11 protein-coding genes are annotated in these 15,510 nt (G+C 60.9%); 2 read left to right on the top strand and 9 right to left on the bottom strand.

Features of this window, described 5'->3' with window-relative positions; all coding sequences use genetic code 11:
* Window positions 1–167 precede the first annotated feature (167 nt).
* From C5F75_RS14800 to rfbB, 9 genes are all read right to left on the bottom strand, one after another.
* Window positions 168–1,085 (bottom strand): NAD-dependent epimerase/dehydratase family protein, encoded by a 918-nt coding sequence (locus tag C5F75_RS14800; RefSeq protein WP_059574195.1) that lies wholly within the window; start codon window positions 1,083–1,085, stop codon window positions 168–170.
* The gene (gmd, locus tag C5F75_RS14805; protein ID WP_059574196.1) at window positions 1,063–2,103 is read right to left on the bottom strand and encodes a GDP-mannose 4,6-dehydratase; all 1,041 of its coding nucleotides are present in this window, start codon (window positions 2,101–2,103) and stop codon (window positions 1,063–1,065) included. Before gmd ends, C5F75_RS14800 begins: the two co-directional genes overlap by 23 nt.
* A 12-nt stretch (window positions 2,104–2,115) precedes the next feature.
* Window positions 2,116–5,835, bottom strand: a complete 3,720-nt coding sequence (locus C5F75_RS14810; protein ID WP_059574197.1) for a glycosyltransferase — start codon at window positions 5,833–5,835, stop codon at window positions 2,116–2,118.
* On the bottom strand, window positions 5,835–7,343 hold the full coding sequence (locus C5F75_RS14815; RefSeq protein WP_230971913.1) for a class I SAM-dependent methyltransferase: 1,509 nt from the start codon (window positions 7,341–7,343) through the stop codon (window positions 5,835–5,837). Before C5F75_RS14815 ends, C5F75_RS14810 begins: the two co-directional genes overlap by 1 nt.
* 209 nt (window positions 7,344–7,552) lie before the next feature.
* Entirely contained in the window at window positions 7,553–8,998 is a 1,446-nt protein-coding gene (locus C5F75_RS14820) for a mannose-1-phosphate guanylyltransferase/mannose-6-phosphate isomerase (RefSeq protein WP_059574198.1), read from the bottom strand.
* 233 nt (window positions 8,999–9,231) lie between these two features.
* Window positions 9,232–10,116 (bottom strand): dTDP-4-dehydrorhamnose reductase, encoded by an 885-nt coding sequence (rfbD, locus tag C5F75_RS14825; protein ID WP_104012384.1) that lies wholly within the window; start codon window positions 10,114–10,116, stop codon window positions 9,232–9,234.
* A gap of 8 nt (window positions 10,117–10,124) precedes the next feature.
* Entirely contained in the window at window positions 10,125–10,676 is a 552-nt protein-coding gene (gene rfbC / locus C5F75_RS14830) for a dTDP-4-dehydrorhamnose 3,5-epimerase (protein ID WP_059574200.1), read from the bottom strand.
* A complete protein-coding gene (gene rfbA / locus C5F75_RS14835; RefSeq protein WP_059574201.1) occupies window positions 10,661–11,554 on the bottom strand; it encodes a glucose-1-phosphate thymidylyltransferase RfbA in 894 nt (297 codons plus the stop codon). Before rfbA ends, rfbC begins: the two co-directional genes overlap by 16 nt.
* An 11-nt stretch (window positions 11,555–11,565) precedes the next feature.
* Complete coding sequence (gene rfbB / locus C5F75_RS14840) at window positions 11,566–12,627, bottom strand: dTDP-glucose 4,6-dehydratase (protein ID WP_104012385.1); 1,062 nt, start codon at window positions 12,625–12,627, stop codon at window positions 11,566–11,568.
* Window positions 12,628–13,327: 700 nt separating this feature from the next.
* Here rfbB and C5F75_RS14845 point away from each other — a divergent pair.
* A complete protein-coding gene (locus C5F75_RS14845) occupies window positions 13,328–14,884 on the top strand; it encodes an FkbM family methyltransferase (protein ID WP_167351604.1) in 1,557 nt (518 codons plus the stop codon).
* Window positions 14,881–15,504, top strand: coding sequence for an acetyltransferase (locus C5F75_RS14850; RefSeq protein WP_104012386.1), 624 nt, complete (start codon window positions 14,881–14,883; stop codon window positions 15,502–15,504). The genes C5F75_RS14845 and C5F75_RS14850 overlap by 4 nt, the downstream gene beginning before the upstream one ends.
* Window positions 15,505–15,510 lie beyond the last annotated feature (6 nt).

Consider the following 15,510-nt stretch of genomic DNA (forward strand, 5'->3'; position numbering starts at 1 on the left):
CTCGCAAGCGACGCGAACGCGGCCGCCGAACGCGGGGAATCGTACAATCCGGCCGACCGACATCGATACCTCGTTGCACCCCGCCCGTTCGACAAACTGCCGACGTGCACCTGCCGAGACGGCGTACGCACCACGCGAAACCGACGCGACCATACCGAAACCGACGCTCACCCACGCCCCGCTTCGAACATCCAGCGCAACGTACTCTCCAGCGGAATGTCGTCGAGCTGCCCGATAGCGGCCTGCAACCGCGCACCATTGCCCTGCAATCGGCGCACTTCGTTCGCACGTACGAACGCGGGGTTGACCTGGACGTCGATCGTGTAGCCGGCGATCTGCTCCATCATCGCGATCACCGCCTTCAGCGACACCGCCCGGCCCGAACAAACGTTGAACACGCCGCCAGCCGGCGCTTGTTCCAGAAGACGCCGATAGGCATCCACCACGCGCCGCACGTCGGAAAAATCTCGCTCGACATCGATATTGCCGAGTTCGATCACACGCTCGCCGCGCTGGAAATGGCCGACTATCTTCGGCAGCAGAAACTGCGGCGACTGCCCGACGCCCGTGTAGTTGAACGGACGCGCAACGACGATCGGCAGCTTGTCCTGCCACAGGCGCGCCAGGTATTCCATCGCCAGTTTGCTGACCGCGTAATCGTTCGCGGGATTCGGCTCGACGGATTCGTCAATGACCTCGACCGCCGCGTTGCCATAGATATTGGCGCTGCTCGCCAGCAGAATTGCTCGCGGACGATTTGCCAGACTCGCGAGCGCCTCCAGCAAATTCCGCGAGCCGACCACATTGGTGCGATAGATCGCGTCCGCATCACCGTGCGCGACGAATGACACCGCGGCGAGATGCGCGACCACGTCCGGCTGCACGTCCGCGACGACCTTTGCCAGCGCCGCCCGGTCGCACAGATCGACCCGGTACATGCCGGCTCCGGTCGCCTCGGAACCGTGCGTCGTGCCGAACACGCGATAGCCGGCCGCCTGCAACGACTTCGCGAGATAGTCGCCGGTGAAGCCGCCGAGCCCCGTCACCAGGGCGCGCGGCGTATCAGAACGAGAAGCCGCGTTCATTTCGGCGCAAATCTGCTTGAACCATCATCGCACACAGCTCCTCGAGCGTCGTCTTCGGCTCCCAGCCCAAGTTCTGCTTCGCCTTCTCGGGATTCCCGATCAACAGATCGACTTCGGCCGGCCGATGGAACTTCGGATTCACGCGAACCAGCGTCTTGCCGGTGGCGACATCAATACCGACTTCCTGCTCGTCACTGCCCTTGAATTCGAGGTCGACACCCGTCGCCTTGAACGCCATGCTCACGAAATCGCGCACGGTCTCGGTACGGTTCGTGGCCAGCACGTACGTGTCCGGTTCGTCGGCCTGCAGCATGCGCCACATACCCTCGACATACTCCTTCGCGAAGCCCCAGTCGCGCTTCGCATCCATGTTGCCCAGTTCGAGTACGTCGAGCTGGCCGAGCTTGATCTTCGCAACGGAGTCGGTGATCTTGCGCGTGACGAATTCGCGGCCGCGCAGCGGCGACTCGTGGTTGAACAGGATCCCGCTGCAACCGAAGATGTCGTAGCTCTCGCGATAGTTCACCGTGATCCAGTGCGCGTACAGCTTCGCCACGCCATACGGGCTGCGCGGATAGAACGGCGTCGATTCGATCTGCGGAATCGCCTGCACCTTGCCGAACATCTCGGACGTGCTCGCTTGGTAGAAGCGGATCTTCGGATTGACGATGCGAATCGCCTCGAGCAGGTTCAGCGGCCCGATGCCAGTAATCTCCGCAGTCGTGACCGGCTGGTCGAAGGACACGCCGACGAAGCTCTGCGCGGCGAGGTTGTACACCTCCGTTGCCCCGGTCGTCTGAAGCAGGCGAATGCTCGCCGACAGATCGGTCAGGTCGTATTCGACCAGATGCAGGTTCGGATGCTTGGCAATGCCGAGCTCCTCGATGCGCCAGAAGTTCACCGAGCTGGTGCGGCGGTAGGTGCCGTAGACCGTGTAGCCCTTATCAAGCAGCAACTCGGCCAGATAAGCACCGTCTTGTCCCGTGATGCCAGTGATGATGGAAGTTTTCTTAGACATAATGATCCTACTTTAAGAATACGCTTCATCGCGCATGAGAATTTTTGCCAATTGGCGGGCACTCTGCGCCCAGGTCAGGAACGGCATACCGCGAGATGAAGGCTCCTGCTGCTGCGCTCGGAGCACCAGCCATGCCTCGATCTCGGTCGCCAGCTCACGCCCGTCTTGCGCGGAAAAATAGAATGCATGCTCGCCAGCCACTTCGCGAAACACCGGCAGATCGCGCGCGATGATCGCCAATCCATGTTGCGCGGCTTCGATCAGCGGCAAACCAAAGCCTTCACCATAGGACGCCGCAATCAGACACGAACTTGCCCCATAGATTTTCTCCAAATAGACGTCCGAGGCATTTTCCAGCCAGAACAAGTGGCGCCCCTGCTCCGTGTGCGCCCGCAGGCGGGCGACCAGGTCCTCCACCATCCAGCCCTGTCGCCCCACGACGACCAGATTGACGTTCTGATTGTCGCGCCACAGCTGCTCGAACGCATCAAGTACCTGAGCATGCCCCTTGCGGGGTTCCAGCGTCCCCACCATCAGGAACGTCGGGGCATTACGCAGGTGTTGAAGCATCTTGCTTCCGTCCCGCGGGATTTCCGAAGACGTCGCGAAATTTTCGATATCCGCCCCGAGATGGAACCAGTCGATTTCGAACGAGCGTGCGCGGTCCGGAGCGTGCGTTGCGAGCCATGACGACAAATCCGCCGCCACAGCCTGCGAAATGCACAACGCGCCATCGTTCTCCGCCACGACATCGAGCCATCCCGTAAACCCATCGGCCGCGCCAGGAACGAAGTACTGAGGGAGCAGCACGCAGAGCAGATCGTAGACGACAAACTTGACCTGCACACCCTGCAATCGCATGGTTTGATAAAACGCCCGCTGCGCTGGCACGACCCGCGGTTGCAGATCCAGACCGACGAATACGTCTCCTGCCGCATAGTCGATCGGCTCGTCCTGCAGCCAGCCGTCGTCGAACCCCATCAACCTCATCGTGAACTCACGCGCATAGCGATAGGAGTCCTTGGTCGTGGCGTACACCGGTTCCACCCGGAAGCCGTCGGGCGGAGAATCCAGCCATTCCTTCAGCAGATTGCGCACCACACGCTGGATCCCGCTTCTGGCGTCCACCTGCACGAGCTCGGAGATGTCGACCAACAATTGCCGCTTGTTGTTGCGCGGAACAAAGCTCCTCGCCGCGCTCAGCGCCCACGTGCGCAACTGGTCATCGCTGGCTTGACCGGCACGGAGCGCGATTGCGCGAGACAATACGACCGGATTCGCATTCGCTTGGAGATAGAACCGCTCGACAGCGTCGCGATACTGTTGTGCACAAACGTCGGGCGCATGGGCGTTGACGATGATGTCCCGCGCGCGCGCGCCTATCCGTTGCCGGCGTGCCGGATCCGAGCGCAGCGTTTCCAGCGCCTCGACCAGTTGCTCGCCGGAAAACTCGTCGGGCAACATCCATACCGCCTCGCGATCCAGGTCTGCCATGCTTCCGTTGGCATTGACGATCGTCGCCTTGCCGTAATTCATGCAGTCCAGCACTGTCCCGGACGTCTCGCCGCGAGACAGCGTACGCAACTGCACGCCGACATCGACTGCGGCCAGATACCGCCGGAACATCTGCGCATCGGCCCAACCGGTGACGCGGACCCGATCTCCCATTTGCCGAATGGTGCGCGCGAGTTTCTCGCCATACTCGGTCGGCTGATTTTCCCCGACGAATATCAGATGACAGGCCCGATCGCGCGCGAGGGTCGATCGGCCCCACGCATCAAGCAGCCGGTGATTCAACTTGGACGGCCCGAGGCCGCCGAACGCGCACACCACGAAATCGTCCTTGCCGATCCCCAGCGCGTCGCGGGCATCCTCGCCATGCGACGCGATACGCGCATCGCGCATGTGAGGAATGACGGTCCAGTCTGCCACGTCCCCGCCGTACCAGCGACGGGCGAGCCGCAGTGAATTGGGAGAATGGACGATCACGCCGAGGCTCTTCTGGACCACGCCCAGGCTGCACGGGTACTCCCAGACAGCGTCCGCAATATCCGCGCTCAGATGTCGTGCCCGCAGGCCGACGTACCCGTGCGCGTCATAGAGTGCCTTGGACCAAGCGTCGGAACGGTTCCCGTGAATGGCCATGTGCGCAAGCACGCCCGAGAGAAAGAAATCGTGCAGAACAACGACTCCCGGCACGGCTTCCAGCAGCGAAAACATGTACTCGTGGAATGACGAGTTGCCGAAATGATAGAGCACCCGATCGTACGAAGCCGCATGTTTGCGCAGCCACGCCGGCGTTTTGACCGAGACGGGCGCGAACTGGTCGAGCCGTATTTCCCGCGCTGCCTGCGCATCGACGATGACGTCGATATCGTAAAAGCGCGCCAGTTCCGGCAGCAATTCGGCGCTGTAGTCGGCGATCCCGGTGCGGGCCGGCGGCATCGGCGACACGTAGGCCAGTTTGGGCCGTTTCGACTGGACTTCCGGCTCGCGCGTTTCGGCGAGCCAAGCCCGACGCCGCCGCTCGATTGCATCGAGCGCACACCGCCCGCTGCGATCCCACGAGAACTTGCCCGCCTGACGCATCCCGTGTTCGATCAGTGCCTGACGATAACCCTCGTCCGTCAGGCCACGCTGCATGTGCTGCGCAATCGCGTCGTCGGATTTGGGATCGAACAGCGCTTCCTCCCAGCCAATCACCTCGGGAACGCTCGACGTATTCGCGCCGATGACGGGCGCGCCGCAACGCATCGCCTCCAGCACCGGCAAACCGAAACCTTCATGCCACGAAGGAAAGACGAACAAGCGGCACAGATTGTAGAGCGACAGCAAATCCTCGTCGGGCACAAAGCCCGTGCATACGACATCAGCCGCGTCCAGGCCGACTTGCCGGGCCAGGCGCGTCAATGCATCACGGCTAGCCGGTTGAATCGAACAAACGATCGCCAACTGGTGCGACTTCCTCAACTCGGACGGCAGCAATGCGAACGCGCGGATCATGCCTTCGACGTTCTTGCGGTGATCGATACCCCCCGTATAGAGCACGAACGGCTTCGTCAGCCCGTATTTGCTTCGCAACGCAGTTTCGCGCTCGGCAGAAATCTGCTCGGGACGGAACCATGCGTCGACATCGGCGGACATGTTGACCGACCACTCGGGCGAGAAATTCAGATGTTCGATCCCTTCCGAGCGAGACGATTCGGAAATGGCCAACCACAGATCCGCGCGTCGAAGATGTTCGATTTTCTCGAGGTACCAATCCTTGAAAAGAGGATTCTCCAGATAAGGCTTGGCATAGAGGTATGGAATCAGGTCGTACAGCGTGACCGCGACCGGGACGTTCGTCTGAAGCGCGTGAATGCTGGTGATCGAATCATCGCCGAAGCCTTCGAAAAAGCTGGCGATATAAATGAAGTCAGGCTTCAGGCTCGTCAGAAAGGCTTCATAGGTCAATTCGCTGGCGTGGCGACGCCAGCCATTGGCTTTATCCGCATGCGCGACGGGCGCTGCTGCATACCAGACGTGAATGTTCTCCGCCGGGAGCAATGCCTCGAACTGCTCGCGCAGGACCCGCGCGGACTCCTCGAACGCGCCATTCAGTGCAAGTACGATTTCGTGGTCGCCGCGATTCCGGATCATCGCCTTGACGATGGACTCGGTGTAACGACCCACGCCGCGATTGCGCGAATTGAGGCTTTGCGCCCCTTGCATGTCAACAACGATACGCATTATTCAGTATCCCCATGGTCCGGCGCGAACGCTGACTTAAGCGCCATGTACGCTTCGCGCGCGCGGGGTGTCAAACCGTCATCATCGATCGGCTTTCTCTGCATCGATTGCGCAGGCGCCCCCACGATGATCCGAACGAGCCTCTGCTTCACACCAGGCATCGCGCCCAGCGCTCGCACCGCCAATCGTCGCAGACGAGGGTTGCGATTGACGTACGCGACGCTTCGGAACAGCACACGCCTCACGCCGGATTTGCACGTCGCTTTCGCTCCGCGAGCGAACGTGACGGCGCTTCGCATGGGCGCTGTGACACGCCAAGACGTGCTGCCATAGACCGCCTGCAATCGCTCCGCGGCGTGCTGCGCGTCGTCCTGGACCCGCCTCAGTTCGCCGGTCACTTGCGCCAGGTCGCCCCGGACACGGCCCAGGTCGCTGCGGATCTGCGCAAGCTCATCAACGGCCCGCATCAGTTCACGGCGGGTGCCGTCCACTTCTTCGCGAGTCAAGCCAAGTTCGCCATGAAGGCGCTCGATTTCGCCCTGGGTCTGTTGATGAAGGCGCCCGATTTCGCTCCGCGTCTGCTCGATCTGTTCAGCGGCATGCTCGTGCGCCCGGGTGGCCCCTGCCTCGAAACGCGCAGCAAGCTCGGCCAGCGACAGCCCGTAATCGGCATCGAATGCTGCGTCGAAAAATGCCGCGTCGGCTTCACCGCAGGATTTCTGGGCAACAATGGCGTAATCCGGACTGACACCGCCGAGCACATCCATAAGATGGGCCCGCGCCCCCTCTTCCTGCAACGCAGGGGACTCCTGCAGTCGAATTCGCTTGACTCTGGCAAATCCGGCATACTCGCCCACGAAACTCAGGAGTTCCGAAGGAATCGGACGAACGTGACTCGGATCCAGATAGAAATTGCAGCCCGCGACGACGATATTTTCGGGGTTCGGCGTCTCGAGGATCAAGAGACCGCCCGGCTTCAGTACGCGCAACGCTTCGCTGACGATTCGTCGAACTTGCTCAAACGACACATGCTCGACAACGTGAAACGCTGAAACGAGCGCGTGACTATTGGCGTCGAGCGCAGCAAGATACTCGATGGCATCGCCCTGAAATACCGACAGGCCGCGCTCCCGACATGCTTCCAGCATGTCGCCATCGAGGTCCACGCCGATCGCGGCGAACCCCGACTCGCCCATCAACTCCAGCCATTCACCGCGACCGCAACCCAGATCGAACGCTTTTCCGCCCGGATAGAGCCTCGCAAGGGGTGCAATAAACGGCCGGTATTTCGCCAGCCGACTTTTGATCAGTTCCCTTGAGCCTCGATGCTGATCTTCAAACGCGCGATAAAAGCTATCCACTAAGACAAACTCCTCACCATCGTCCAGCAGCCAGGCCACATCGACGAAATTATCCACCACCGGCAAGTAGCACCGCGAGAAGCGCGGCTCCTGGATCAGGTTGACGTCACGGGTGAACGCGTTCCGGGCGCAGCCCAGCGCTTTCACGCATGTGCTCCACGGCAACTTGCCCGCACAACAGTGCGGCGATATGTCGACATCGGACCCGCGGCACGCCTGCGCCGCGAGCAGGCCATCGCTGGTCAAGAACGGCACAGCCGCGCCAAGCCGGAATTCCGAACCTGGACTGGAATTCCCGCTTGGCGCTTCACGCCATGAGCCCCGCTAGATCCGAAGGACTGGCGTCATTCCCGGCATCAAGCCCGGCCGTATACGTCTTCGAAGCGAACGATGTCGTCTTCGCCGAGATACTCGCCGCTCTGCACTTCGATCATCACGAGGTCCAGCACACCGGGATTCTCGAGGCGGTGCTTGTGACCGGCGGGAATGTAGGTGGATTCGTTGGTCCGAACGAAAATTTCCTGATCGCCGTTGACGACCTTGGCCATCCCGCACACGACGATCCAGTGCTCGCTGCGGTGATGATGCATCTGCAAACTGAGGCTCGCGCCCGGCTTGACTTCAATGCGCTTGATCTTGAAGCGCGGGCCTTCCTCCAGCACCGTGTACGTGCCCCACGGGCGACTCACCGTGCGATGCAGTTTGTAGGCATCGTGATTCTGCTTCTTCAGGCGGGCTACCACCTGCTTCACGTCCTGCGCGCGATCGGGACTCGCGACCAGCAATGCGTCCGGCGTATCGATGATCATCAGATCGGTGACGCCAACCGCCGCGACGACACGATCCTGGCTCTGCACATAGGTGTTCCGGCTATCGACGAAGATCGCTTCGCCGACGGCCCGGTTGCTGTCCTGGTCCGGCACGGTCAGGTCGCGCACAGCGCCCCACGAGCCGATATCGCTCCAGCCGAAACTGGACGGCACGACCACAACCTTCGACGAACGCTCCATCACCGCATAATCGATCGAGATGTCGGGCATTTTCTGGAACGATTCGGCGGGAATCTCGAGCATCTGCGCCGAACCCTTGTCCGACTGCAGCGACGCCCAACATTCATCGGCGGCCGTCGCGACGTCCGGGGCATGACGAGCCATCTCGTCGAGAATCACACCGGCCTTGAAACAGAACATGCCCGAGTTCCACAGGTAGTTGCCGGCTGCGACATATTCGGCAGCCTTCACCGCGTCGGGTTTCTCGACGAAGCGCAGCGCCACGCGGCCGTCCCCGACGCGATCCCCCGCCTCGATGTAGCCAAAGCCCGTGTCCGGCCCCGTCGGCACGATGCCGAACGTGACCAGTTTGTCCTGCTTCGCAAGTTCGATCGCGCTCGCGACCGCAGCCGAGAAACCCTGCTGATCCTGCACCAGATGATCGGCTGCGAGCACCAACATCAGCGCGTCGCGCCCGTACTTGTCCGCAACGTGATGCGCCGCCATCGCCACCGCAGGCGCAGTGTTGCGACCGGTCGGCTCGAGCATGAATACACCGGACTGCTGATTGCCGAGCGCGGCATAGCCGAACTCGTCCTTGCTCATGAAGTAGTAGTCGCGGTTCGTGACCGTCAACAGTTCTCCACGCTCGGATTCCCCATCATTGCCGATCGCCGCTGCCGCCCGGCGGTAGGTTTTCAGGAGCAAGCTTTCACCATCCGCAAGCTTCATGAACGGTTTGGGATGCCCTTCGCGGGAAACTGGCCACAGTCGGGTGCCAGCACCACCGGACAGGATGACGGGGATTAACATCGCATTCACTCCAGAAATTTAGTATCCGTTGGCAAGGTCGAGGCCTTCGCCATTTGCATCAGTACACCGCCGGCATCGGTGTCAGCCGGGTCGCATCGGACCGGGCCGAAAGGAGAATTATAGCCGGCGAACCACCTTCCCCGGAAACGGCCGGGGCGCCCCGAACAACCACCGGGGAGGGCCGGGGCATTCCCGGGCGCCCGCAACCCGTCTCGCCCGGCGCGGACGGCGCGTCATTCGCTCAAGCACAGTTGCAATGCATCGCGCCAATCCGGCATCTGCAAGCCGAATGCCGCCGTCAGCTTCCCCAGTGCCATTCGCGAATTGGCCGGCCGCGTTGCGGCCGTCGGATAGTCATCCGAGGAAATCGGCACCACCCTCGGCGCGCGCGAAGCCATCGCGATAGCGAATATCGCTTCGGCAAAGCCGCACCAGGAGGTCGCGCCGGCAGACGTAAAGTGGTAGATACCCGACTGGCGCGCCCACCAGTCGGCGTCAACCGATGCAACGCCCTGGGCGACGATGTGCGACGTCGCGGCAGCGATTGTCCTGGCCCAGGTCGGCGCGCCGACCTGATCCGCAACGACCCGCAACTCGGAGCGCTCAGCGCCCAGCCTTAGCATCGTCAGCAGGAAGTTGCTGCCACGCCGGCCATATACCCAGCTCGTGCGCAAGATCAAATGCGCACATCCGGTCGCCGCGATCGCGTGTTCGCCCTCGAGCTTCGTCGCTCCGTATGCATTCAAGGGATTCGTCGCGTCTGTCTCTACATACGCGCCCGCTTTCGCACCGTCGAACACATAATCGGTCGAGTAGTGGATCAGCGCGCCGCCGCTACGCGCCGCCTCCTCGGCAAATACGCGCGGCACGTCGACATTCAGGCGTCGCGCAAGCTCGATGTCGTTCTCTGCCTTGTCCACCGCCGTATAAGCGGCCGGATTCACGATCAGGGACGGCTTCAGATCCCTGACGAAAGCGCGCACACGATCGAGATCGGAAAGATCGAGCGTCGACCGGTCACACGGCACCACTCGGCCGAGCCCCTGGAGCGATCGCAACAATTCGAAACCAACCTGGCCGTTTACCCCGGTCACGAGAATCGTCGGCTGCTGCCTCATATCCGGCCTCAAACGTACACCTCGGCTTCGCTGAGTCGTGCGCCCGCGGCATCCTTGGGCGCCAGCAATGGCGCCACATCGAGTGGCCATTCGATCCCGATCTCAGGATCGTTCCACACGATACAGCGCTCGTGCTCCGGGTACCAGTAATCGGTCGTCTTGTACAGGAACTGCGCAGCGTCGGACAGCACGACGAAGCCGTGCGCAAAACCGGGCGGAATCCATACCTGCCGATGGTTCTCGGCCGACAGCACGACGCCGACCCACTTGCCGAAATTCGGCGAGTGCTTGCGGATATCGACCGCGACGTCGAATACCTCGCCTTCCACGACGCGCACAAGTTTTCCCTGCGCGTGCCGAATCTGGTAGTGGAGGCCGCGCAGCACCCCCTTTGTCGAGCGCGAATGATTGTCCTGAAGGAATTCGACGCCCGCCGCCACGTGTTCCGCGAAGTCGCGCGCGTTGAAGCTTTCATAGAAATGGCCACGCGCATCGCCGAACACCTTCGGTTCGATGATCTTGACTTCCGGCAGCGCCGTTGCCGTTACTTGAATTGCCATGCGACCTGATCCAAAAGAACGTGTTCGAGATAGCGCCCGTAGCCGTTCTTCGCCAGCGGCACGGCAAGCTTGCGCAACTGATCCGCGTCGATCCACTGTCTGCGATAGGCGATCTCTTCGGGACAGGCAACAACGAGCCCCTGACGCTTCTGCAACGTCGCGATGAACGTTGCCGCATCGATCAACGAATCGTGCGTGCCGGTATCGAGCCAGGCATAGCCGCGCCCCATGATCTCGACGTCGAGCTTGCCATCGGCGAGATAGCGTGAATTCACGTCGGTGATCTCGAGTTCGCCACGCGCGGATGGCTTGATATCGGCGGCGATGTCGCACACCTGATTGTCGTAGAAGTACAAGCCTGTCACCGCATAATTCGAGCGCGGCACGGCTGGCTTTTCCTCGATGGACAGCGCGCGAAATTGCGTGTCGAATTCGACGACGCCGTAACGCTCCGGATCCTGCACGTGATATGCGAACACAGTCGCGCCCGACTCCTTCGCGTCCGCCCGCTCCAGTTTTTTCGCCAGATCGTGCCCGTAGAAAATGTTGTCACCGAGAATCAGCGCCGACGGATCGTTGCCGATGAATTCCCTGCCAATGATGAATGCCTGCGCGAGCCCGTCCGGTGACGGCTGCACCGCGTAGCGGATATTCATCCCCCATTGACTGCCATCGCCCAGCATCGCCTCGAAGCGCGGCGTATCCTGCGGCGTCGAAATGATGAGTACGTCGCGGATCCCGGCCACCATCAGCGTGGACAGCGGATAGTAGATCATCGGTTTGTCGTAGACCGGCAGGAGCTGCTTCGATACGACATGCGTGATCGGATACAGTCGCGTGCCGGAACCGCCCGCGAGAATGATGCCTTTACGTGCCATCGGCCATGCCCTCAAGTGCGTTGCGCGTAATTCGTCTCGACCCACTTGCGATATTCGCCCGATACGACATCGTCAACCCAAGCCTGATTGTCGAGATACCAGCGTACCGTCTTCGCCAGCCCCGTCTCGAACGTCTCCACCGGCTTCCACCCCAGTTCGCGTTCGAGCTTGTGCGCGTCGATCGCATAGCGGCGATCGTGGCCTGGACGATCCGTCACGTAGGTGATCTGGTCACGATAGGAACCCGTCGCCTTCGGACGCGCGCTGTCGAGCAGGTCGCACAGCGTATGCACGACGTCGAGATTCTTCTTCTCGTTCCAGCCACCGACGTTGTACGTCTCGCCCGGGACGCCACGCGCAAGTATCTCGCGGATGGCACTGCAATGATCGCCGACGTACAGCCAGTCGCGCACGTTCTGGCCGTCGCCGTAGATCGGCAGCGGCTTGCCCGCAAGCGCGTTCGCAATCATCAGCGGAATCAGCTTCTCGGGAAACTGATATGGGCCATAGTTGTTCGAGCAGTTCGTCGTCAGCGTCGGGAGGCCGTACGTATGGTGATAGGCACGCACCAGATGATCGGAGCCGGCCTTTGTCGCCGAGTACGGGCTGTTCGGCGCGTATGGTGTCGTTTCGGAGAATTGCGGATCGGTCTGGGATAGCGAGCCGAATACCTCGTCGGTCGACACGTGCAGGAAGCGAAATCCGGCCTTGTCGGCATCACTCAGCCCGCTCCAGTGCGCGCGCGCCGCGTCGAGCAACGTAAACGTGCCGACGACATTGGTCTGCACGAAATCGGCGGGGCCATGGATCGAACGATCGACGTGGCTTTCGGCGGCGAAGTGCACGACCGCACGCGGCTTGTGTTCGGCAAACAGTGCGTCGAGCGCGGCGCGATCGCAAATATCGACACGCGCAAATACGTGCTTCGGATTATCAATCAGCGACTGCAGCGTGCGCAGATTGCCCGCATAGGTCAGCTTGTCGACATTGAGCACGGGTTCGTCGTGGTGGTGTAGCCAGTCGAGAACGAAGTTGGCACCGATAAAACCCGCACCGCCCGTCACCAGAATCATGGGACTCCCTCTAGAAATGTGCGGCACGCCCGGTCGGGGCGCTCGTCGCATGACATATCACGGGTGGCAACGCCCGAGCCTCGTCAGGCCCGGATTTTAACCGGTCACCGTAGGTATCAAAGTCAAGAAATGCGAATTTTGCGACGGACCGGCGATTATAAGAAGTACCTCGCCGCAAGGGCCATGCCATTAACAACTCGAAACAACGCTCCGGCCCCACCGAAACGCCAAAAAAAATCCTGCATAATCATGCGGTTAAGGCGAATATATCGTGCTCCAACGGGGCCGATCCAGCCGGACGCACAATCACGAAATGATACGTGCCATGCCTTCGGAGTCGTACTACCGCAGGCCCCACGCGACCCCGTGCGCACTCCGACGCGTCCCAATGTTGTCGTGTTTTTTCGGGGAAGCGGATCCCTACTGCCGCGCACTATCGAGACAAGCACGGCGATGCGAACCGGCGATGACGCGTGCATGCAGCCGAGCACGTTTTGAGTTCCCTGGAACATAATGAGATAATTATCGTTTCAAGGATGGCCTGCAACGCATCATGCGGATCAGACATCCTCGTCGCATTTCTGACGCAGGCATGCCACCGAACTGGTCGTCGGACACGCCAACCCGGAACATCGGATGCATTCCCGCACGACTCACTTTGAAGTTTGAAGTTCCAGACACGCCGGATCGGGATTCCCCAATGAAAAAAAATCTGAGGCTTGGCGCTGATGTCGGCGTTGCCTTTGCATCGACAACGAAACGAGACGCGCGCGCCCATCAGCACGAGGCGACGGCGACAGGAAACGCGCCCCCGGCCTCCGCTCATCCGGGCGAAAGCGACGCCATCGCGTCGACGCATCCAACGCATACCAGCATCCGGCAACAGGTGAAGAAACTGCTGCGCCCGCTGGCGCAAATCACGTACAGGCTTCTCAAACCCGCTATCCGCCCCATCGCGCTCAGGGCGCGCCGGTATCTGATGGCTGAATTGCAGCAGGACTTCCGCCAGGAAATTCAGAACTCCCTGTCGGCAAACCTGACCAAGCTGCAGGAGATTCGCCACCAGCTCTTGCAGGATGCATTCGCCTCCCAGTCGGCGATCCATCACGCTCAATCTGCAATTCATCAGGAATTGCAGAAAGCGACCGCTCATATGGTGCAGGAGCTTCAGAAGGCGCAAGCGTCGATTCAAGGGGATGTACTGACGACCCGGCAGGCGGTCACCCACGAAATTCGACAGGCAACGTCGACGACCGCACAGGAATTCCGGGACACGCAGGTCCCCCTTCGCCAGGAAATGGTTGCTGCGCATCAGAAGGCGCTCGAGTCCCATAGTCTGACCCATCTCGAAACCCAACAAGCGGTGTCCGAAACGACACAACGGCTTGACGAGTGGTTTGCAAACATCAATCCCAAGCTGGACCGTATCGAGATTTACAGCCACGCAACGGCTCGCCGAGTCGCCGTCAACTGCGGCAATGGTGCCGTGCTTGTCAGAACCGAAGCCGGCTTCGCGCTTTGCGCCGAGAACGATCACGCGCTTCTTGCCTCCCTGCTCGAGACCGGCGAATTGGAACGCGGTACGCGACTGCTCATCGAAAAGCTTGTCGAGCCAGGAAACTGTTTCATCGACGTGGGCGCAAATATCGGACTCCATACGCTTGCCGCAGCGCGATCGATGCAAGGTCAAGGAAAGATTATTGCATTCGAGCCGTTCGGGCCGACCAAAGCACTGCTCGAACGGTCCGTGTGGATGAACGGGTTTGCTTCGCTGGTGGAGATTCATCAAGCCGCCGTCTCAAACGAAACCGGACATCACAAACTGTTTCTCGGTGCGACGAGCGGCCACCACTCCCTTTTCCCGCTTGACGAACGCACGAGCACGGATACCGAGCCGGTCGAAGTCTCCGTGGTCAAGATAGACGACATCGTTCCGGCCACACAAAAGGTCGATCTTCTGAAAATCGACGCGGAAGGCGCCGAACTCCAAGTCATCGAATCCGCAGCCGGACTCATCGAGCGCAATACGGAACTCGCGATCATCGTCGAATTCGGCCCGGCGCACCTCAAGCGAACAGGCATCGCGCCCGGCGACTGGTTGAATGCCTTTGCGGCGCACGGCTTGCAATATCGAGCAATCAATAGTGTTTCCGGCGTGCTGGAGCACTGGACCATCGAAAATCTGCTTGCCTGTGATTCGATCAATTTGCTTTTCAGCCGAAAGAATTCGGGCGTTTGGGAAAGGTTGGACGCATGACGCAGGAAATTGTTGTCGTTGGGGCCGGAGGGCATGCGAAAGTCTGCATCGAACTGCTGCAGGCGGCTGGCGAACGCGTGGCTTACTGCATTGGTGGAGCCGACAGTCCGGAACAATGCGTCGGTGTTCCTGTGCTGAAGGGCGACGAGAATCTAGAGACGCTGAGGCACGAAGGTTACGCGCGCGTATTCATCGCCATTGGCGCCAACAGGCTCCGAGACCGCCTGGCGACACTGGCGCTGCGCCACGGTTACACGCTCGTCAATGCGATCAGCCCGTCGGCGACGATTTCGCCGAGCGCGACGATCGGTTCGGGTATAGCAATCATGGCCGGCGCCGTGATCAACGCAGAGGCAAGCATCGGTGACCTGTCGATCGTGAATACGGGTGCCACGATCGATCACGATTGCCGGATCGGACGCGCGGTGCATGTCGCGCCTCAAAGCGCGCTGGCCGGCAACGTCGTAGTCGGCGATTACACATTTCTCGGCATCGGTACCAAGGTCATTCCGGAAATCGTCATTGGCGAGCGAGCTGTCATCGGCGCTGGCGGCGTTGTGGTTAGCAATATTTCCGAGGGCTGCACGGCCGTTGGCGTGCCCGCCAAACAAATAAGGTAACAGGAA

The sequence above is a fragment of the Burkholderia anthinoferrum genome (assembly GCF_002925705.1).
GTDB classification, from domain to species: Bacteria; Pseudomonadota; Gammaproteobacteria; order Burkholderiales; family Burkholderiaceae; genus Burkholderia; species Burkholderia semiarida.

Excerpts from the sequence above, each read along its gene's own strand:
- rfbA (WP_059574201.1), bottom strand. The coding sequence starts at position 11,554 with ATGGCACGTAAAGGCATCATTCTCGCGGGCGGTTCCGGCACGCGACTG.
- gmd (WP_059574196.1), bottom strand. The coding sequence starts at position 2,103 with ATGTCTAAGAAAACTTCCATCATCACTGGCATCACGGGACAAGACGGT.
- C5F75_RS14845 (WP_167351604.1), top strand. The coding sequence starts at position 13,328 with ATGAAAAAAAATCTGAGGCTTGGCGCTGATGTCGGCGTTGCCTTTGCA.
- rfbC (WP_059574200.1), bottom strand. The coding sequence starts at position 10,676 with ATGGCAATTCAAGTAACGGCAACGGCGCTGCCGGAAGTCAAGATCATC.
- rfbB (WP_104012385.1), bottom strand. The coding sequence starts at position 12,627 with ATGATTCTGGTGACGGGCGGTGCGGGTTTTATCGGTGCCAACTTCGTT.
- C5F75_RS14850 (WP_104012386.1), top strand. The coding sequence starts at position 14,881 with ATGACGCAGGAAATTGTTGTCGTTGGGGCCGGAGGGCATGCGAAAGTC.
- C5F75_RS14800 (WP_059574195.1), bottom strand. The coding sequence starts at position 1,085 with ATGAACGCGGCTTCTCGTTCTGATACGCCGCGCGCCCTGGTGACGGGG.
- C5F75_RS14810 (WP_059574197.1), bottom strand. The coding sequence starts at position 5,835 with ATGCGTATCGTTGTTGACATGCAAGGGGCGCAAAGCCTCAATTCGCGC.
- rfbD (WP_104012384.1), bottom strand. The coding sequence starts at position 10,116 with ATGAGGCAGCAGCCGACGATTCTCGTGACCGGGGTAAACGGCCAGGTT.
- C5F75_RS14820 (WP_059574198.1), bottom strand. The coding sequence starts at position 8,998 with ATGTTAATCCCCGTCATCCTGTCCGGTGGTGCTGGCACCCGACTGTGG.